General features: G+C 46.2%; 14 protein-coding genes and 1 tRNA gene. 2 read left to right on the top strand and 13 right to left on the bottom strand.

Features of this window, described 5'->3' with window-relative positions:
* Nucleotides 1-241 precede the first annotated feature (241 nt).
* From E5329_RS11860 to trxB, 4 genes are all read right to left on the bottom strand, one after another.
* Nucleotides 242-1123 carry a YitT family protein gene (locus E5329_RS11860; RefSeq protein ID WP_135989747.1) on the bottom strand — a complete coding sequence of 294 codons (882 nt, stop codon included), beginning with the start codon at nt 1121-1123 and terminating at the stop codon, nt 242-244.
* A 9-nt stretch (nt 1124-1132) separates the two neighbouring features.
* The gene (locus tag E5329_RS11865; RefSeq protein WP_135989748.1) at nt 1133-1810 is read right to left on the bottom strand and encodes a WecB/TagA/CpsF family glycosyltransferase; all 678 of its coding nucleotides are present in this window, start codon (nt 1808-1810) and stop codon (nt 1133-1135) included.
* A gap of 578 nt (nt 1811-2388) precedes the next feature.
* Nucleotides 2389-3624: a C40 family peptidase gene (locus E5329_RS11870; RefSeq protein ID WP_135989749.1), complete on the bottom strand. Its 1236-nt coding sequence runs from the start codon at nt 3622-3624 to the stop codon at nt 2389-2391.
* 189 nt (nt 3625-3813) lie between these two features.
* A complete protein-coding gene (trxB, locus tag E5329_RS11875; protein WP_135989789.1) occupies nt 3814-4731 on the bottom strand; it encodes a thioredoxin-disulfide reductase in 918 nt (305 codons plus the stop codon).
* A gap of 135 nt (nt 4732-4866) precedes the next feature.
* Here trxB and E5329_RS11880 point away from each other — a divergent pair, with 135 nt between their 5' ends.
* Nucleotides 4867-5043 (top strand): YjfB family protein, encoded by a 177-nt coding sequence (locus E5329_RS11880; protein ID WP_135989750.1) that lies wholly within the window; start codon nt 4867-4869, stop codon nt 5041-5043.
* An 84-nt stretch (nt 5044-5127) separates the two neighbouring features.
* Here E5329_RS11880 and E5329_RS11885 read toward each other — a convergent pair whose 3' ends face one another.
* The 5 genes from E5329_RS11885 to E5329_RS11905 all read right to left on the bottom strand — a co-directional run bounded on the left by E5329_RS11885 (nt 5128) and on the right by E5329_RS11905 (nt 8553).
* On the bottom strand, nt 5128-6144 hold the full coding sequence (locus tag E5329_RS11885; protein WP_135989751.1) for a CPBP family intramembrane glutamic endopeptidase: 1017 nt from the start codon (nt 6142-6144) through the stop codon (nt 5128-5130).
* Nucleotides 6145-6155: 11 nt separating this feature from the next.
* Nucleotides 6156-6989 carry a CvfB family protein gene (locus tag E5329_RS11890; protein WP_135989790.1) on the bottom strand — a complete coding sequence of 278 codons (834 nt, stop codon included), beginning with the start codon at nt 6987-6989 and terminating at the stop codon, nt 6156-6158.
* On the bottom strand, nt 6989-7699 hold the full coding sequence (locus E5329_RS11895; protein WP_135989752.1) for an acyl-[acyl-carrier-protein] thioesterase: 711 nt from the start codon (nt 7697-7699) through the stop codon (nt 6989-6991). The genes E5329_RS11890 and E5329_RS11895 overlap by 1 nt, the downstream gene beginning before the upstream one ends.
* Before the next feature lie 73 nt (nt 7700-7772).
* Nucleotides 7773-7844: transfer RNA gene (locus E5329_RS11900), tRNA-Gln, on the bottom strand.
* A 64-nt stretch (nt 7845-7908) separates the two neighbouring features.
* Entirely contained in the window at nt 7909-8553 is a 645-nt protein-coding gene (locus E5329_RS11905; RefSeq protein ID WP_275443215.1) for a YigZ family protein, read from the bottom strand.
* Nucleotides 8554-8822: 269 nt separating this feature from the next.
* Here E5329_RS11905 and E5329_RS11910 point away from each other — a divergent pair, with 269 nt between their 5' ends.
* Nucleotides 8823-11555, top strand: coding sequence for a transglycosylase domain-containing protein (locus E5329_RS11910; RefSeq protein WP_135989753.1), 2733 nt, complete (start codon nt 8823-8825; stop codon nt 11553-11555).
* Nucleotides 11556-11774: 219 nt separating this feature from the next.
* On the opposite strand, the gene E5329_RS11915 is transcribed toward E5329_RS11910, so the two are convergent.
* The 4 genes from E5329_RS11915 to fba form a co-directional block, all read right to left on the bottom strand.
* On the bottom strand, nt 11775-12797 hold the full coding sequence (locus E5329_RS11915; RefSeq protein ID WP_135989754.1) for a response regulator: 1023 nt from the start codon (nt 12795-12797) through the stop codon (nt 11775-11777).
* Nucleotides 12798-12942: 145 nt separating this feature from the next.
* Complete coding sequence (locus tag E5329_RS11920; protein ID WP_135989755.1) at nt 12943-14688, bottom strand: ammonium transporter; 1746 nt, start codon at nt 14686-14688, stop codon at nt 12943-12945.
* A gap of 351 nt (nt 14689-15039) precedes the next feature.
* Nucleotides 15040-17154: a glutamine synthetase III family protein gene (locus E5329_RS11925; RefSeq protein WP_135989756.1), complete on the bottom strand. Its 2115-nt coding sequence runs from the start codon at nt 17152-17154 to the stop codon at nt 15040-15042.
* A gap of 263 nt (nt 17155-17417) precedes the next feature.
* Complete coding sequence (gene fba / locus E5329_RS11930; RefSeq protein ID WP_135989757.1) at nt 17418-18284, bottom strand: class II fructose-1,6-bisphosphate aldolase; 867 nt, start codon at nt 18282-18284, stop codon at nt 17418-17420.
* Nucleotides 18285-18451: the final 167 nt, after the last annotated feature.

Genomic DNA, 18451 nt, shown 5'->3' on the forward strand with positions numbered 1-18451 from the left:
TTCTCTTCCTTCTTCTGCACTGTTTTCTTTCTGACAGTTCTCCATTTTCTTATGTGCAATAATTCCTATACAACTTTCACAATTCTGTTGCAGGTATTTTGGGAAAACAAAACAACTTCATATGTATTTTAATGCAAAAGCACAAAAAAAGGAAGAGGAAATCCATATTTTTTTATGCATTTCCTCGACTTTTTTGAAATTTCTTCCAATTGTTTCATAGGCATTGTACACAAAACTCTTCTCATCCTTTGCGGTACTCAATAAATCCTTCTCCCAAAACCTCCCTCACATCTCCCACAATCACAAATGCATTCAGATCAATCTGGTGCACCAACTCCTTTAACTGAACGATTTCTTTCTTAGACACCACACAATACAGCATGCACTTTTTCTCCCCGGAATACATTCCCCTGGCTTCTAACCCTGTGACTCCCCGATCCAGAGTCTCCATAATGATTCTGGAAACCTCTTCATATTTGTCGGTAATAATGTAAGCAGCCTTTGAGAATTTCATACCTTCCAAAATCGTATCCGTCACCTTAGAGGTAATAAATATTGATACAATGGCATACATGGAAGGGCGCAGGCCAAACACATACAGTCCCGCCAGCACAATCATCCCATCCAAAACCTGCATAATCTGCGCCACGGAATAATGCTTTAATCTGCATTGAATCAACGCGCCTACCATTTCCGTTCCTCCGGTGGTGGCGTCCGCCCAGAGAATCATTCCCATAGCGATACCGGAAATGGTTCCGCCAAACAGAGCAGCCAGAATATAGTCTCCGCTGACAAAATCCAGTTCCGGTATCACATAGAGCCAGCCGGATAGCAGCGCTGTTGCAATAGCAGTCCGGCCGATAAACCGTTTGCCCTTGATCTTCCAGGCAAGTAAAAACACCGGAAGATTTAATGCAATATTCGCAAACCAGAGAGGAATTCCCCCTTCATAGAATACCGCTGTCAACTCCTTCAGCAGAATTGAAATACCAGTAAAACCTCCAGTTACAAGACTGATAGGATCAAAAATGCATTTGATAGCAAAGGCTAAAAGCCCTGTCCCTGCAATGATTACCAGATATAAGAATACCGGCGTCCTCCTGTAAGCCAAAAGTCTGTTCATCCTCTTACCTCACTCATCTTTCTTATTATAACGGGATATCATACTGCGCATTACGCCCTTCTGAATCAGCTTTCTGGCAAAACCTGCCATCTCCGACACTCCTTTTTTGTCTGTATAAGCCTCTCCCAATCCATACCAAATTTTAGCATTTAATTTTTCCCGGTTGTCCTGCAGAAAATATTCCTGCTTCGGCGCTGCAATCACTGACAAAATGACATCCGGCTCTGCAATATTTATTTCATTAATCACTGTATCATAATCTCCGGTGCAGTCCGCCAGCGCATAGCCTCCCGCCATCTGGATTCCGCCGTAATTTTCCTCCAGGAATTCTCCCAGCTGCACAAGCTGTTCGTTTGTTTCTCCCAGCAAAAACACAATTCTCTGATTTTGAGAGGCCCTGCTTGCAAACTCTTTAAAAAAATCATTGTCCACGGTTTCCTGAATCCGCTGCATGGAGGTCACCCCGGCAGCTTTTAATATCTCTTTATCACTGATTACCGTCAAATCCAGATTTTCAATACAGGCTTTCAGCCTGTCGTCCTCCTGTGTCTTAACCAATATATCCATGGAAATAGCCTCTATGGTATTCATTACAGTAGTGTCAAGAAACCCTTCCACACGAATCATTGCTTCCCTTACGGTATCATTATCCAGAGACATTCCCAGTATTTCCAATTTTTTAATCATATAACACCCGTTTCTAATCTTTCCTGATACTGCGGTTATTCCATGTACTTTTAGAAGTATACCAAATGAAGGAAATTTTTTCAACCACCCTTTTCAACGGAAATTAACTGACATTTCTGCCTGGAAAAATGTTTTTTTTGTCTATTAAAAAGTCAATAGTTTTTCTTATTTTTTCCTGAAATCGTCAAATTTATCACAACTTCACAAAACAAATGTTTCTTTTTTATACTATGTAAACCAGGTTATTTACAAGGATTTTTGTTGATAATGTGGATAACTCTGTGTATAACTCAAAATTTTGGATTTTCTGTCGCTTTTTCATGTGGATAACTTTGGGATAATTTTCTGTTATCCCCATAATTTTGTGCACTTTTTTTCTGGATCCAGGATATAATATTTTTCCTCCTATTTCTGCAAAAATTATTTTAGAAAATTGTAGAAATTGTGAGAATTCTTGTCCTTGCCAATGAACTCCACTGCAAGCAGCGCTCCAGGAAACCTGTAAAAGAAACCGAAAGAAAACTCCTAAATCATAGAATGATTCAGGAGTCTCCTTATATTTGTATTATGTAATACTCTTAGAAAATTCTTCTTACTGCCACAATCGGTCTGTATGCTGCCGGAGAAGTATACTTAATGCCGGTTGCTTCTGTACTAGCATGTACAATTGTATCGCCGCCGATATAGATTCCAACGTGACCGCTGTAGCATACAATATCACCAGGCTGCATTGCGTCTGTGCTTACCCCGTATCCTACTCCTGCCAGTGCACTGGAGGAATGAGGCAGGCCAACGCCAAACGCTGCATATACGCTCATTACAAATCCAGAACAGTCAGCTCCATTTGTCAGGCTTGTCCCGCCGTATACATAAGGATTGCCCACAAACTGACATGCATAATCTGCAACTGCCTGTCCGCTTCCGCCGCTTGGAGGAGCATAGCTTCTGCTCTCTCCGGAACTAGATTCTGAGGAGCCTGAACTGGAAGAACCTGAGTTGGAAGATTTGGATCTGGTAGCTCTTCTTGCCGCTTCCTCTGCTGCCTTACGCTCTTCTTCTTCTTTCTTAAGGCGCGCTTCCTCTTCTTCCTTGGATTCTGCCACTACATAATGTGTGTTGCAATCTACAAATTCACTGGATACCCAGCCATCGCCTTCTTCAATTGCTACCTTAACCCAGCCGTCTTTCTCTTCTACTACGCTGAGTTCTTCTCCCTGAGGCACCTGTCCCAACAACTCAGCTTCCGTACTGGAATCTGCACGGACATTCAAAGTCTCGGTCGTTACATCCGCCACTCTGTATCCCACAGACTTAGCAAGCTCAGCATCTCCTAATACAAGGAACTCTGCCTTAATGTAGCCTTCCACATTACCGGAGTGAATCTTATACCAATCGCCTTCGGTTCCAAGTACGGTACATGCAGAGTTATTATATAACTTGCCAAGCACTTCGCCCTCTTCACTGGCTGCGGAACGTACATTTACATAATTGTCAACCTGCGCAATTGCAATGTCGTCATATTCTGTCTTAGCAGGAGCCTCAGCTCCGTCCTTTGCTGCGCCTGTATCAATTGCTTCCTGCCTGGGAGCTAAAGAATTTGCAAAAATCTCTGTAACCCCTGCAGTTGCAGTGCTTTCTTTTTCTGCTGCCTGATCCGCTTCCTTCGCATTGTCCGCCGGCGCTTCGGTAGCTGCCGAAATCAAATCGCCTGCTCCGGCGCTTACTGCCGCATGAGATACGAAAGAGCTTCCTGTAAGTACTACTGCTGCAGTTAAACAACAAGTTGTTGCTTTTCTAATTGAATTCCTGTTCATAATAACAATACCCTCCATTTTCACCCATAATCTTCTATAAAGTGTGAAGTCCTGATAGGATTCTTCATATGTTACAAATTTATTACAGGACTTATTATAACAAGGAGGGCTGTTTATGTCAACCGTAATCTTTGACAAAAAAGTTGCAATATTTACTCTGATCTTGTCATTATTGCATTGCAGCTTATATTATTTTCCCTGCTTCGCAATATATTTTTCCACCGAAGTAATTGCATTGGCTCCGTCAGCCGCAGCCGTCAACACCTGCCTTAACTGCTTAGTCCTCACATCTCCCGCCGCAAATACCCCTGCGGCGCTGGTCTTTGTATCTTCACCGGCTACAATATATCCCTGGGCGTCCTGGGCCACAAGATCTTTCAGCGCCCCGGAATTGGGCTCAATTCCCACTGCAATAAACACCCCATGCACAAAAAGCTCTCTGTCCCTATCCTCTTTGTGATTATGGACAAGAACCGACGATACCTGCCCTTCTCCCTGAATAGCAGTTAAATTGCTGTTCAGCACCAGTTCAATATTCGGGGTATCCCTGACCCTTTCCTGCAAAATCCCTGCGCCACGGAACTCTTCTCTTCTGTGAATCAGATAAACCTTCTCGCAGCCCCGCGCCAGAAATAATGCATCCTCTAACGCCACATCTCCGCCTCCGGCCACTGCCACGATTTTTCCCCGGAAAAAGGCCCCGTCACAGGTAGCGCAGTAGGACACTCCCATTCCTGCCAGCTCCTCTTCTCCCGGCACTCCCAGCTTCCGGTGCCTGGCTCCGGTTGCAATAATCAGGCTTTTTGCTTCATAAGCGTCCTTAGAAGTGATGACAACCTTCTTCTCACCCTCTAATTTTACCTCTGTCACCCTGGCATTCACCACCTCGGCTCCTAATCGATCTGCATGGGCGCGGAATTTCTGACCGATTTCAAAACCTGTAATCCCCGGAAGCCCCGGATAATTATCCACTTCATAGGTATCCAGAATCTGGCCTCCGCTCAGAGGCTTTTCTTCTATTATTAAAGTGCTTAACCTTGCCCTCTGTGCATAAATCGCTGCGCTCAAACCCGCCGGGCCGCTGCCCAAAATTATTACATCATACATCATGTGAACCCTCCTGCTTATCTGATATTGATTTTTCCCATATCTCGTGCCATAATAGGAACAGGGTGATTTTACCTGCGGAACCAGGCGGATTTCTGTCTCACAGTTCCGGAATCTAAGAAAGGAGGCACGATTATGGATATTGCTTCTTTATCAACTGCTCTCAGCATGACCAGCGTCAACAACGACGTGGGCGCCATTATGCTGAGCAAACAACTGGATACGATGGAAAACATGGGGGACTCCATGATTAAGCTCATGGAACAGTCTGTGAATCCCCATATCGGCGGAAACATTGATATTTCCATCTAATCCCTTGTAAGGACAGCCCCAGGAAGGATTCCGGCATTCGGATATTTCTTTCCCGGGGCTGAAAAAGTACCTTTATCACCTATTCTATCCCATTCTTTCTATATAAATGCGCATTCCCATCATTCCAAAGCAAATAATAACAGCAATGACAAGGGGTACTGTAATCATTCTCTTCTTCGTTCCGCCAGAAAACATCTGTTTCACATACTCCCAGCGGTGATTGATTTTGCAAATGGCAATATAAATCCCCACTGCACCGCAGGTGGTTCCCACCGCGACGATTGCCCAGACCGTAATCCCTATCAAAAACATCAGAAGCTCACCGCTCTCCATGGTGGAGGCATATCCTCCTGCCTGCACCTGCATATCGGCTTCCAATCCCACCATCTCATACAGAACTGGCAGAAGAAAACTCATCACCACACTGGTAGCATTTAACGTAAAGTGAGCAATCATGGAGCTGAAGATACTGCCGGTAGCCTCCACCAGAAACGCCAGATACACTCCAAGGGCAAAGGCATACACAAACTGATTTAAGTTCATGTGCATACAGCCGAACAGAAATCCGGTAAGGAGAATAGCCGGAAGCATCCTGCTCCTTTTATAAGTCTGAAACATCACGCCCCGAAACAGAAACTCCTCCACACAAGCCGGCATGACTGCTGTAAACAACAGGCTCAGAAAAAAATTCTGTCCCTGCATCATATCCATCACTGCCGCCGAACCGGAGGTAGTAAAAATCATGGAAATGGCGTTCAGCACAATAATCAGCGGATACATCAGATACGTGCACACCACCACCAGCACAATGGTGGCAATGTTGATTTTCCGATAAGGAATAAACTGCCGTATTCCGTTTGCTCCTTCCCCGCTGTCCCGTTCCCCGCTCTGCACCGCCAAAGCCTGGGAACGGGACAGCCTTCTGCAGTACCAAAATCCTGGCACAAAGACCAGCATCTGGGAAATCAGAATGGAAACATATGTGGACATATTCCCAATTGCCGGCACGATAACAGACAGGAAGCTAAACGCCAGGCTCACGCCCACATAAAGGACTACAGTCAGCAGAAATACACGGTTTACACTTTTGTTTTCGGACATAACAGCCCCTCCTAACTCTTTCGGATTTCTTCTTTTGTAATTTCAATTTTTCGTTCTTTATACAGCCGTCCCACAGCCCGCTTAAATGCATTCTTGCTCATTTTCGTCTCCTGCATAATAAGCTCCGGGGATGCTTTGTCCGTAAAGGGAAGCACTCCGTTGTACTGGTCTAAAAGCTCCAGCACCTTAAGGGCGTCCTCATTCATCTGCACATATGCTTTTTCCCGCAGGGTCAAGTCCAGTTTCCCATCCGGCTTTACGCCGGTCACCCTGGCATTGACGCAATCTCCGATCCGAAGAAAACTGTGATCCTCATGACAGGGAATCAAGGCAGAATATCGGTCATCCACTGCCACAAAGGCGCCGAAATTATCACTGAATTCATAGACCCGCCCCTGGACTGTATCTCCCGCCTGATAGGGGGAATCAGTATCCAGCATTTCATAGATTTCCTTCATGCTGGCGCAGAGACGCCGGCTTTTATCTATATACAGCCTTACCAGTATTTCGTCCTGTTCCCGCACCTTGCCGACCTGCTCTTTATATGGAAGAAATAAGTCTTTTTCCAGACCCCAATCCAGAAATGCACCGATCCCCTGTACGGATACTACCGTCAGAACCTTCACTTCCCCCATTTTCAGTTTCGGCTCCCGGGTGGTGGTAATCATCCGATCCTTGGAATCCTTATAGACAAAAACCTCCAGACGATCTCCAATCTCTGTTCCCTGGGGCACCTGCTTGGCCGGAAGCAGAACTCTGGTCTCATCCCCCTCCCGCTCTGCCAGATAAATGCCGAATTCCACCTTTTTCACCACTATAAGACTCTGTTTTTCTCCTAACCGAATCATTTTCTTTCCTCCAATTCTATGACTGCATAAGGACTGCCCTGCTCATCTGCCAGACTTACGGTTATTTTCCCCGCTTCCTGACGGGCATAAGGATATATCATATCTCCGTACACTGCCGCTTTTCGGTATTCTGCTTTCATTTTGCCTGTCTGAAATCCCTGAGGCAGATATTCCTGTGCCATGCAGATGTATTTTCCATTATTCACATGCTGATTGGTGTCAATATGATATTTGTGCACCGGAAAAGGCTCCTTCGCCTCCATCTCTTTTGGCAGGGCCACCTTCCTGGATGTATGCTCCATAGGAAGTCTGGGACAAAACTCGTAAGCGTCTGCCATTTCCTGCAGCACTCTGACGGGCTTCCCGCTTTCCAAATCAAGAAGCACCCAAACAGAATTGGCGCAGGCCAGAAGCTCTTCTCCCTCTCCCTTCAAGGTATAATTGCGATAGCCAAAAAAACCCTTAAAATCATAGGGCCAGGTGCTGACTGTGATTTTCTCTCCAAAGGAGGGACAGCGTTTGAATTCTACCTGCCAGCAGGTCAGTACCCACGCCATATGTTTCTCTGCCATATAATCCAGCCCTACCTCCACTTCTTCTGCCTGAAAGGAACTGCAATCCTGAAAATAGTCCAGGATGGAATTCATCTTGATATATCCTTTACTGTCCACCTCGCTGTAGCGGACTCTGCTGTCAAAACTGTACATCTCTTCCTCCAAACTAACATCCAATTTCCTGTGATATGATAAAAACCCATCACGCTCTGTGATGGGTTCCAAGCTGGCCCACAAGGATTCGAACCTTGAAATGACGGAGTCAGAGTCCGTTGCCTTACCGTTTGGCGATGGGCCATTGTTTTCAACAAAATGTATTATATACGAGTTCCGACAGAAATGCAAGCATTTTTTTTTATTTTTTAAAAAATTTTTATTTTTCCGTCAATTAAGGCAAATTCTGCCGTTTTTCCTACCTGAAATCCTGCCGTCCCGCTGGTTCCTTCTGTAATCTCCTGCTGCAGCCCCGCCAGCTTTTCAGCCGGAACCATTACCTCTGTCACCACTTTATCCGTATAAACAGTATCAATAGCCGTAATCTGATTCTGCGCCAGCAGATACTGTATCTTTCCAATGCTGTTATAATCGCTCTCGATGGTCAGAAGCCTTCCCTGGATTCTTTCTATCACAACGCTGTTCTTCAGTCCTTCCTGCACTGCCTTCTGATAAGCCCGCACAAGACCTCCGGTGCCCAAAAGCGTTCCGCCGAAATACCGGGTCACCACTACAGCCATATTGTGAATATCCTCCCGCAGCAGCACATCCAGCATCGGACGTCCTGCCGTTCCGGCAGGCTCTCCGTCATCGCTGCATCGCTGCAGGTTCTGACGCTCCCCTGCAACAAAGGCGAAACAGTTATGCCTTGCGTCCCAGTACTGCTTTTTCATTCTCCCGATAAACGAAAGCGCCTCTTCTTCTGTTTCTATCTTCTCTGTGGTGGCAATGAAACGTGATTTCTTTTCCACAATTTCGCCGCTTCCCCCCTGATATAATATTTTCACCGACATGATTTCCTCCCTTTGAACTGCTGCTTTCTATTCTAACACACCTGCCTGTATTTCCACAAGTCACAAAATTTTTCTTTATTTCACAATTCTTTTTTGTTATAATACTGTGAAAGCTGCCATCCGTCAAAGGGAATCTAATGGTTAATTTGCGGCGATAAGTCAGATACTACATCATATAAAAACAGGCAGCTTTCTACGGAATGTATTTTGAACGTGTATTTGGATAAATCAAAGCAACACCCACATTTCTTGGTAAAGGAGGTTTACGAATGAATTATGGAAAAAAAGGCGTATCGCGAAAGGAAAAGCAGCTTACTTCTACCGCCTCGCTGGTACGCAGGAAATTTTCAGTTATTTTCTTTAAAACACTGCTGGTTTTCTTTCTGGCGGCCATCGTTATCGGCGGCTGCGCAGGAATCGGCGTATTCAAGGGCGTTATTGATTCCGCCCCGGATATTTCCGATATCGATCCCACCCCTACCGGCTACTTGTCCGTAGTGCTGGACAACCAGGGGAATCAGACTGCTAAGCTGGTGGCTTCCGGCTCCAACCGTGTTTATGTGACGCTGGATGAAATTCCCGAGGATCTTCAGCATGCCTTTGTAGCCATTGAAGATGAACGGTTCTATGAGCACAACGGCATTGATATCAAGGGAATTATCCGGGCAGGCTTTACCGGCATCGCCAATGGCTTTCATTTCAGCCAGGGTGCCAGCACCATCACCCAGCAGCTTTTGAAAAACAACGTATTCGAAGGCTGGACCAACCAATCCGGCATTGAGAAGGTAAAGCGGAAAATCCAGGAACAATACCTGGCCATAGAGCTGAGCAAGGTGAAATCCAAAGATTGGATTCTGGAGAATTACCTGAATACCATCAACCTGGGACAGAACACGCTGGGGGTACAATCCGCTTCCCGCCGTTATTTCGGCAAAGACGTCTCAGAGCTGACTCTTTCGGAAGGGGCAGTAATTGCCGGAATTACCAAGAATCCTTCTGCTTATAATCCAGTCAGCCATCCAGAGGAAAATAACAAACGGCGGAAGCTGGTTCTGAAAAATATGAAGGACCAGAACTACATTTCTGAGAAAGAATACAATGAAGCCCTAAAGGATGACGTTTATTCCCGCATTCAGCAGGTCAACATTGAATACGGCACCGACAATCCCAATTCTTATTTTGTAGACGCATTAATTGATCAGGTGGCCCGAGATCTGGTGGAGAAAAAGGGATATACCGATACCCAGGCTTACAAAGCGCTCTACAACAGCGGTCTTACCATCGAATCCACCCAGGATATGGGAATCCAGCAGATTTGCGACGAAGAAGTCAATAACCAGGAAAATTATTCCACGGCTCCTCAGTATTCTTTTTCTTACCGCCTGACGGTGGAGGACAAAGACGGTTCCATAAAAAATTACAGTGACCAGACCATGATCTCCTATTACAGCGCTTCCTCTGCAGACTATTCTCTGAACTTTTCCAGCCGGGAGGAGGCGCAGGCGGCCATTGACGCTTACAAAGCGGCAATTATGGAACCGGGAGATACCATTGTGGAAGGCGGAGAATCTGTGGTATTTACCCTGCAGCCCCAGGCGGCGGTTACCATAATGGATCAATATACCGGCGATGTTAAGGCCATTGTGGGAGGAAGAGGCGACAAAAGCGGAAGCCGTACCCTGAACCGGGCCACAGACACCACCAGGCAGCCTGGCTCCACCTTCAAGGTTCTGGCCGCCTATGCTCCGGCTCTGGATACCGCCGGGATGACGTTGGCTACTGTCCAGGACGATGCGCCCTTTTCTTACGCCAACGGAACCTCACTGCGCAACTATGACAACAGCTACCGGGGATTTACCACCATCCGCTATGCCATAACCAAATCCATCAACGTGGTAACCGTCAAAACCCTGACAGACATTTCTCCTCAGACCGGCTATGATTATCTGACCAATTTTGGATTTACCACCCTGACGGAAGACGATATTGTCCAGTCCTTAGCTCTGGGCGGCATTACCCAGGGCGTCACCAATCTGGAACTGACTGCCGCCTATGCCACCATTGCCGATGGGGGAACCTACACAAAGCCCAGATTTTATACCCGAATTCTGGATCACAACGGCAATGTGCTGATTGACAATAACCAGGAAACCCATACCGTACTGAAAGAAAGCACCGCCTTTCTTTTAACTTCCGCCATGCAGGATGTTATCACAGTTGGAACCGGCGGAGCTGTTAATTTTGGAACTATGCCCATTGCGGGAAAAACCGGAACCACCACCAAGAACAGAGACGCGCTATTTGCCGGTTTCACCCCTTATTACACCTGCTCTGTCTGGTGCGGATACGACGACAACTCCCCCCAGGACAGTGCGCTGACTGCCAATCCCAAAACTCTCTGGCGCAATATTATGGGAAGAATTCATGAAAACCTGGAATACAAAGATTTTACCCAGCCGGAGGGCATTACCACTGCCGCCGTCTGCAAAAAATCCGGAAAATTAGCAGTCGAAGGGCTGTGTGATGCAGATCCCAGAGGAAGCATGGTGGAAACGGAATTTTTCGCTGCCGGAACTGTCCCCACCGAATACTGCGACCATCATGTCAGCGCAACCGTCTGTACTGCTTCCGGCATGCTGGCCAACGAATTCTGCCCGCAGGAAAACCGTCAGGGCGGCATCTATATTGTTGGAGGCTCTCCGGATACGGAAGACGGACCTTTCCTGTTGTCGGATTCTCTGTCACAGGAAAACTACTGTACCGTCCACACCGCTGCTTCTGTGATTCCGGAAATTCCGGAAATCCAAATCCCAGACGACGATACCCAGGGAGGCGGAAAGAAACCCAATAAAGATGATAAGGAGCATACCAATGATAAGAAAGATGAGGAGGAACCTCCAGAAGATGAGCTGCCAGGAGAAGATGACGTGAGCGTGCCTCCCGAGGACACTTCTCCAGAAGGAAACGGCCCAGATGCTGTTCCGCCAGGAGAAGAACCCTGAGAAACGCCTTATAGGAAGTGAAAATGGGGCTGTCGGAAAATGAAATTATAACACAACCTACCGTGTGACGCCGAAAGAATCACATGATCCATTGTGCTAACCACTCATTTCCCGACAGCCCCTTTATACTTAAGCGCATACTGATGAACCAACTAAATTCCTGACCTGACCTGCAGGCGCTGCCAGAGCGTGCTTGAAAAATCCTCTAGTGCAATTTCTCTATAATTCCATATAATAAATAACTTTTTCATCGCTGATGCTCTGGGTAAACCTAGCTGCAAAACATTCTAAAACCGTCTGTGTAACGCTTGTCAGAGTCTGTGCCGTCATATCCTCATGGGCTGCACTCCAGACGCCTTCCGGAAATATTCCTTCTACCCGTACACGAAACCGCTCCTGACCCATGGGAATGAGAATTATCCGCACGTCATAAACGGAAGAAATCATCACAAACCTCGTAAGAAGCAGCCAGATAATAAAATGCAGGCTGCTGCAAAAATCCTGGGAGGGCATTCCCACTCCCTCGTCTAAGCGGATTTCCACCTTCTGTTTGTGTTCCGGATGCAGAAATCTGCCGTAAATATCTTTTTTCACATCTTCCAAGTCTTTTTTCAAAGACTGCTGATGCTCTAACAGCCAGAAAACCAACTTCTTCTCATAACGGACAAGCTGCCACTTTCCCTTTCCCTCCAAATCTGATTCGGTATTATGAAGAAATACATTCATCAGGGCAGACAGAAACTTTATCAGTCCCTCTCTCTCCCAGCCTCTCTCTTCTGTCACCCGTCTCAATTCCGCCACCTGCAAGGATTTCTTCCGCAATTCCTGTTCCAGCTCCTGCCTGTTCAGCTGGTCAATCTCCCGTCTGTCATACTTTACCATACCATCCATTACGGCATCGTAGATCTTATGATACTTTACGGGCCTCTGAAAAATCCGGAACACCTTCCGTTCATTGATCAGCAGCCTCAGATGCGCCAGCTCCAGCCTCCAGGTGTATACAATGCACACTGTTTCCGGATAATTCCGATTCAGATATTCGATGATTTTGGAGCCGTCAAACGTAGGAAGATCCAATCCTGTGACTACCACCTTATATTTCTTTTTCTTCAGCAGATAAGCAGCCTCCAGTCCGCTGTCTGCCGTATCGATCACGAGATTTCCCTTTCTCCCCTCCATAGCCGTCAGAAATTCCTGAATAATTTCTTGATTCTGATTGACAAACAACAGATTATTTTCCATTTCCCATCCTCCCGTTGCATTCGTCTTTTGTCCATTATAATCCCTCTGTGCGGAAAAATCCAGACATTTTCATCCTTTCCTTTCCAAAACCGGAAAAAGAATCCCCCGAAGGAGACTCTTTTTCTGATACACATGAATCATTTCTTTATTCTACATCCAGCAAAGCGTCCAGATCTTCCTCACCGGTACGGATTTTCACAACCTTTGCCACCTCGTAAACAAAAATCTTGCCGTCGCCGATATGTCCTGTATACAATGTTCGCTTTGCCGCTTCAATCACTTTTTCCACCGGAATATTTCCCACAATAATTTCCAGTTTTACCTTGGGCAGCAAGGTAGCGTCCATTTCCACGCCTCTGTATTTCTCCCCGGCGCCCCTCTGAATTCCGCATCCCATTACCTGTGTAACGGTCATTCCTGTAACGCCCAGTTCATTCATGGCCTTTCTCAGCTTGTCATACCTAGACAGCTTTGCCACAATTGTCACCTTATACATGCCGCTGCCGGTGCCGACTGCAGTAACCACTGGAACTGCTGCATCCCTGACTGCCTGAGAAGCATTTTCGTACTCCGCAGTGCCAAGATTGGTATTCTCATTGATGTCCATAGTCATGGTGTTGGACACATCCATAATGCTGAATCCCGAATATGCAGAAGCAATTCCATGTTCTGTGGAATCCAGACCCACAATTTCCTCCTCTTCGCTCACCCGAAGCCCCAGAGTTGCCTTTATCAGCAGAAATGCAATGGTAATCGTTACTGCGGTCCATAGGCCCACCGCTGCAATTCCCAGAATCTGCAGGCCCAGCTGGTGGAATCCGCCGCCGTAGAATAAACCGTCAATCTCATTTCCAGGGGCAGAGGAAGTAGCAAACAGCCCCACTGCCAAAGTTCCCCAGACGCCATTCAGGCAATGAACCGCAACCGCGCCTACCGGATCATCCACATGAAGCTTATCATCCAGCAGCCATACGCCAAATACCACTAACACTCCTGATACAATTCCAACTGCCAGCGCGCCGAAGGCATCCGTCACATCACAAGGGGCAGTAATTCCTACCAGGCCAGCAAGTGATGCATTCAGGCACATAGACACATCCGGTTTTCCGAATTTCACCCAGGTAAATACCATGCAAGCTACTGTAGCAACTGCCGGCGCAATGGTTGTGGTTAAAAAGATGGAGCCAAGCTGGGGAATGCTTGTGGCAGCCGCACCGTTAAATCCATACCAGCCAAACCAAAGGATAAAGCACCCCAGACACCCCAAAGGAAGATTATGCCCTGGAAATGCGTTGACTTTCGTAACCTTTCCATTTTTGTCCGTTGTAAATTTCCCAATGCGGGGACCGATGATTTTCGCGCCAATCAGCGCTGACATGCCCCCTACCATATGGATGGCGCAGGAACCTGCAAAATCATGGAATCCCAGCTGTGCCAGCCATCCTCCTCCCCAGATCCAATGGGCCTCAATGGGGTAAATCAATGCAGAAATCACGCCAGAGTAAATACAATAAGATATAAATTTTGTCCGCTCTGCCATGGCGCCGGATACAATAGTGGCCGTAGTTGCACAGAATACCAGGTTAAATACAAAATTTGAAAAATCAAATTCCTGATAAGCAGTAAAAATATCAAATCCCGGCTTCCCGATAAAGCCCATCAAATCTTCTCCCAGCAAAAGGGAAAATCCAATCAAAATGAACATTACTGTTCCAATACAGAAATCCATAAGATTTTTCATTAGAATATTGCCGCTGTTTTTTGCCCTGGTAAAGCCTGCCTCCACCATAGCAAAGCCCGCCTGCATCCAAAACACCAGTGCAGCGCCAATCAAAAACCAGACGCCAAAGGTATGTTCGCTTACCAGGCTTACAATTGTTTCTTCCGTCATAATAATTCCTCCCTGAAATCAAATTTTCATGTATATAAAAAACGGTACTTTTCCCGTTTTCCACAGCGTTGTGGTCCGACAAAAATACCGTTTATTACATTTTACGTTCATAAATTATTCATTTTAGATTCAAAAAAGTTTCATTTCATCAACACGGAAACTTCATTTCTTCCACATATAATAAAACCATAACAAATGACAAACACAAGTAATTACAAATTACTATTTGAATAAACTTTTTCATAATAAATGCCAGGTAACGGAGGTTACCTGGCATCCTCCCTTTCTGAACTGCAATTTATTTGCTTCTGTATAAATCCAAACGTCAATTCCCGTTATCTGATTTCAAGATTAAACCTCAAAAATCAAATCTCCATAAGACGGCATGGGCCACATTTCTTTATCTACAATCATCTCCAGCTTATCCACCGGAGCCCGCAGCGCATCCATGGCAGTTTTTACATCATCACGGTAGCATACCGCCTGTTCTCTTCCTTCCGGCACTGCATATGCTTTTTCCGCAGCTTCTGTCAATCTGATTAATGCCGCCTTTGTTTCAGCCAGCAAAGCAGAAACTTCTGTCAGAAGCCCGGTCTGAACGCTTAAATCTGCGTCACACGCCGCCTTTACGGAATTGATGGAATTTGCAAGGGCTGTAGTATATTTGATTACAGCAGGAATAATCTGTTTGCCTGCCATATCGATCATAGCCCGGGCCTCTATGTTAATGGCTTTTGCATAGTTCTCATAGTGAATCTCGCTTCTGGATTCCAGCTCGGCCTTGGTAAACACATTGAATCTCTCAAACAGCGCAATTGCCTTCTCTGTGGTAAGAGCCGGAACTGCATCCACCATATTGGTGATATTGGGAAGTCCCCGTCGTTCTGCCTCCTCTACCCATTCCGGAGAATAACCGTTTCCATTAAATACAATATCCTGATGCTCGGTAGCCTGCTCCTTAATTAAATTGTGCACAGCCATTTCAAAATCATTGGATTTCTCCAGCACATCGCAGGCGTCAGAAAAGGCTTCCGCCACAATGGTGTTTAATACAACGTTGGGCGCTGCAATGGAATCATTGGAACCAACCATACGGAATTCAAATTTATTTCCGGTAAAGGCAAAGGGAGAGGTACGGTTCCGGTCGGTGGCGTCTTTCATGAAATCCGGCAGAGTCTTTACGCCTGTCTGAAGCACTTCCCCTTTCAGGCTTCTGGTGGCCTCTCCGGTACTGATTAACTGTGTCAGCACATCCTGAAGCTGCTCTCCCAGGAAAATGGAAATAATTGCGGGAGGCGCCTCATTTGCCCCTAACCTGTGGTCATTTCCTGCATCTGCGGCAGATTCCCGAAGGAGATCCGCATGCTTGTGAACCGCTTTCAGAATACAGGTCAGCACCAGAAGGAACTGAATATTGTCATGAGGGGTTTTGCCTGGGTCCAACAAGTTAATGCCATCGTCTGTGGTGATGGACCAGTTGTTGTGCTTACCGGAACCATTTACCCCTGCAAAAGGCTTCTCATGAAGGAGACAGGTCATTCCGTGGCGGCCGGCCACTTTCTTCAAAGTTTCCATCACAAGCTGATTGTGATCCACTGCAATATTGGCTTCCGCATAAATCGGCGCCAGTTCGTGCTGGGCCGGGGCCACCTCGTTATGCTGTGTCTTGGCGCTGACTCCCAGCTTCCACAGTTCTTTATTCACATCTTTCATATATGCTGCAATCCGTTCCCGAATGGCTCCGAAATAGTGATCATCCATTTCCTGGCCCTTGGGGGGCATTGCGCCGAACAAGGTACGTCCAGTAAAAATCAAATCTTTCCTCTTTAAATATTTCTGACGGTCAACCAGGAAATATTCCTGCTCCGGCCCTACGGAAGGCGTCACTTTCTTGGAAGTCGTATTTCCGAACAGACGCAAAAGCCGGATGGACTGGGTATTGATTGCTTCCATGGAACGCAGAAGGGGGGTTTTCTGGTCCAGGGCTTCTCCTGTATAGGAACAGAAGGCAGTGGGAATACAGAGTGTGGCGCCTGCCGCATCCTGCCTTACAAACGCCGGAGAAGTGCAGTCCCAGGCTGTATAGCCCCTTGCCTCAAAGGTTGCCCGAAGTCCTCCGGATGGAAAAGATGAGGCGTCCGGCTCACCCTTGATCAATTCTTTTCCAGAAAAGCTCATCAATACTTTTCCATTGGGCATCGGCGCTGTAATAAAAGAATCATGCTTCTCCGCCGTTACGCCGGTTAAGGGCTGAAACCAGTGGGTATAGTGGGTAGCTCCTTTTTCAATGGCCCACTCCTTCATCTCATGGGCAACTACGTCTGCTGTTTCCAGATCCAGCTCCCTGCCTTCGCTGATGACGTCTTTCAACCTTTTGTAAACCTTCTTGGGCAGACGCTCCTGCATCACTGCATCATTGAATACGTTTTCTCCGAAGATTTCCGCTACGTTGTAGTATTCACTCATATTCTCATCCTTTCCAAAAAAAGGGCATTCCAAGCCTCTTGGAACACCCTTGTTCTATCGTTTATTTTCTGTCTGGTAATAAGATACTCCACTTTTTAGAAAAAAGCAATAGAAATTTTAGAAATATTTTATTTTTTGCTATTTCGGATAAATTTATTCAATTTCCGTTCCATTTTTATTAAAAATTACCAATGGGCAATCTTTTCTATATAATATAATAAAATGAAACATATCCAAAACTCTCTGAGGAAAGAGCTTTAAAATTATTCTGCTTTGCCTACAGATCCGAATAATTCCATCTTCTCTTTTACGGTTGCTTTGATTGCTTCTGCACCGGGAGCCAGTAATTTTCTCGGGTCAAATCCTTTGCCCTGCTGATCCTTGCCTGCCTCGATGTACTCTCTGGTAGCTGCTGCAAAGGAAAGCTGGCACTCTGTATTTACATTAATCTTAGCAACTCCCAAAGAGATTGCTTTCTTAATCATGTCCTCCGGAATACCGGTACCGCCGTGAAGCACTAACGGCATATCTCCAGTTTTCTGCTGAACTGCATCCAATGTCTCAAAGCTTAAACCTGCCCAGTTGTCCGGATATTTGCCGTGAATGTTGCCAATGCCTGCTGCCAGCATATCAACGCCCAGATCTGCAATTGCCTTGCATTCGTTAGGATCTGCACATTCTCCTGCACCAATAACTCCATCTTCTTCTCCGCCGATAGAGCCTACTTCTGCTTCAATAGACATTCCCTTGTCATGAGCAATTTTCACCAGCTCTTTTGTCTTTTCTACATTCTCATCAATGGGATAATGGGAACCGTCAAACATGATAGAAGAAAATCCTGCCTCTACGCATTTCAGGCATCCTTCATAGCTGCCGTGATCCAGATGGATTGCAACGGGAACCGTGATATTCAGCTCTTCCAACATACCATTTACCATTCCTACAACGGTCTTATATCCGGCCATATATTTGCCGGCGCCTTCAGATACGCCCAGGATAACCGGTGATTTCAATTCCTGTGCCGTAAGTAAGATAGATTTGGTCCACTCCAGGTTGTTGATGTTGAACTGGCCCACAGCATAGTGTCCTGCTTTTGCTTTCTGTAACATTTCTTTTGCAGATACTAACATTTCTCTTCCTCCATTTCTGTTCCCCGCACAGGGAACGCTCCTAAATTTCATATGATTTGCCCGGGGCCTGTTGAAAGGCTGCCTTGCGGCAAGATGATGGCGGGAATATATTTCAAAACATGGCCCGCGGACAAATACCATTTACATTTTACCCCATTTTTCCCAAA

This window comes from Petralouisia muris (genome assembly GCF_004793545.1).
GTDB classification, from domain to species: domain Bacteria; phylum Bacillota; class Clostridia; order Lachnospirales; family Lachnospiraceae; genus Petralouisia; species Petralouisia muris.

Excerpts from the sequence above, each read along its gene's own strand:
- E5329_RS11860 (WP_135989747.1), bottom strand. The coding sequence starts at position 1,123 with ATGAACAGACTTTTGGCTTACAGGAGGACGCCGGTATTCTTATATCTG.
- E5329_RS11865 (WP_135989748.1), bottom strand. The coding sequence starts at position 1,810 with ATGATTAAAAAATTGGAAATACTGGGAATGTCTCTGGATAATGATACC.
- E5329_RS11870 (WP_135989749.1), bottom strand. The coding sequence starts at position 3,624 with ATGAACAGGAATTCAATTAGAAAAGCAACAACTTGTTGTTTAACTGCA.
- trxB (WP_135989789.1), bottom strand. The coding sequence starts at position 4,731 with ATGTATGATGTAATAATTTTGGGCAGCGGCCCGGCGGGTTTGAGCGCA.
- E5329_RS11880 (WP_135989750.1), top strand. The coding sequence starts at position 4,867 with ATGGATATTGCTTCTTTATCAACTGCTCTCAGCATGACCAGCGTCAAC.
- E5329_RS11885 (WP_135989751.1), bottom strand. The coding sequence starts at position 6,144 with ATGTCCGAAAACAAAAGTGTAAACCGTGTATTTCTGCTGACTGTAGTC.
- E5329_RS11895 (WP_135989752.1), bottom strand. The coding sequence starts at position 7,699 with ATGTACAGTTTTGACAGCAGAGTCCGCTACAGCGAGGTGGACAGTAAA.
- E5329_RS11905 (WP_275443215.1), bottom strand. The coding sequence starts at position 8,553 with ATGTCGGTGAAAATATTATATCAGGGGGGAAGCGGCGAAATTGTGGAA.
- E5329_RS11910 (WP_135989753.1), top strand. The coding sequence starts at position 8,823 with ATGAATTATGGAAAAAAAGGCGTATCGCGAAAGGAAAAGCAGCTTACT.
- E5329_RS11915 (WP_135989754.1), bottom strand. The coding sequence starts at position 12,797 with ATGGAAAATAATCTGTTGTTTGTCAATCAGAATCAAGAAATTATTCAG.
- E5329_RS11920 (WP_135989755.1), bottom strand. The coding sequence starts at position 14,688 with ATGACGGAAGAAACAATTGTAAGCCTGGTAAGCGAACATACCTTTGGC.
- E5329_RS11925 (WP_135989756.1), bottom strand. The coding sequence starts at position 17,154 with ATGAGTGAATACTACAACGTAGCGGAAATCTTCGGAGAAAACGTATTC.
- fba (WP_135989757.1), bottom strand. The coding sequence starts at position 18,284 with ATGTTAGTATCTGCAAAAGAAATGTTACAGAAAGCAAAAGCAGGACAC.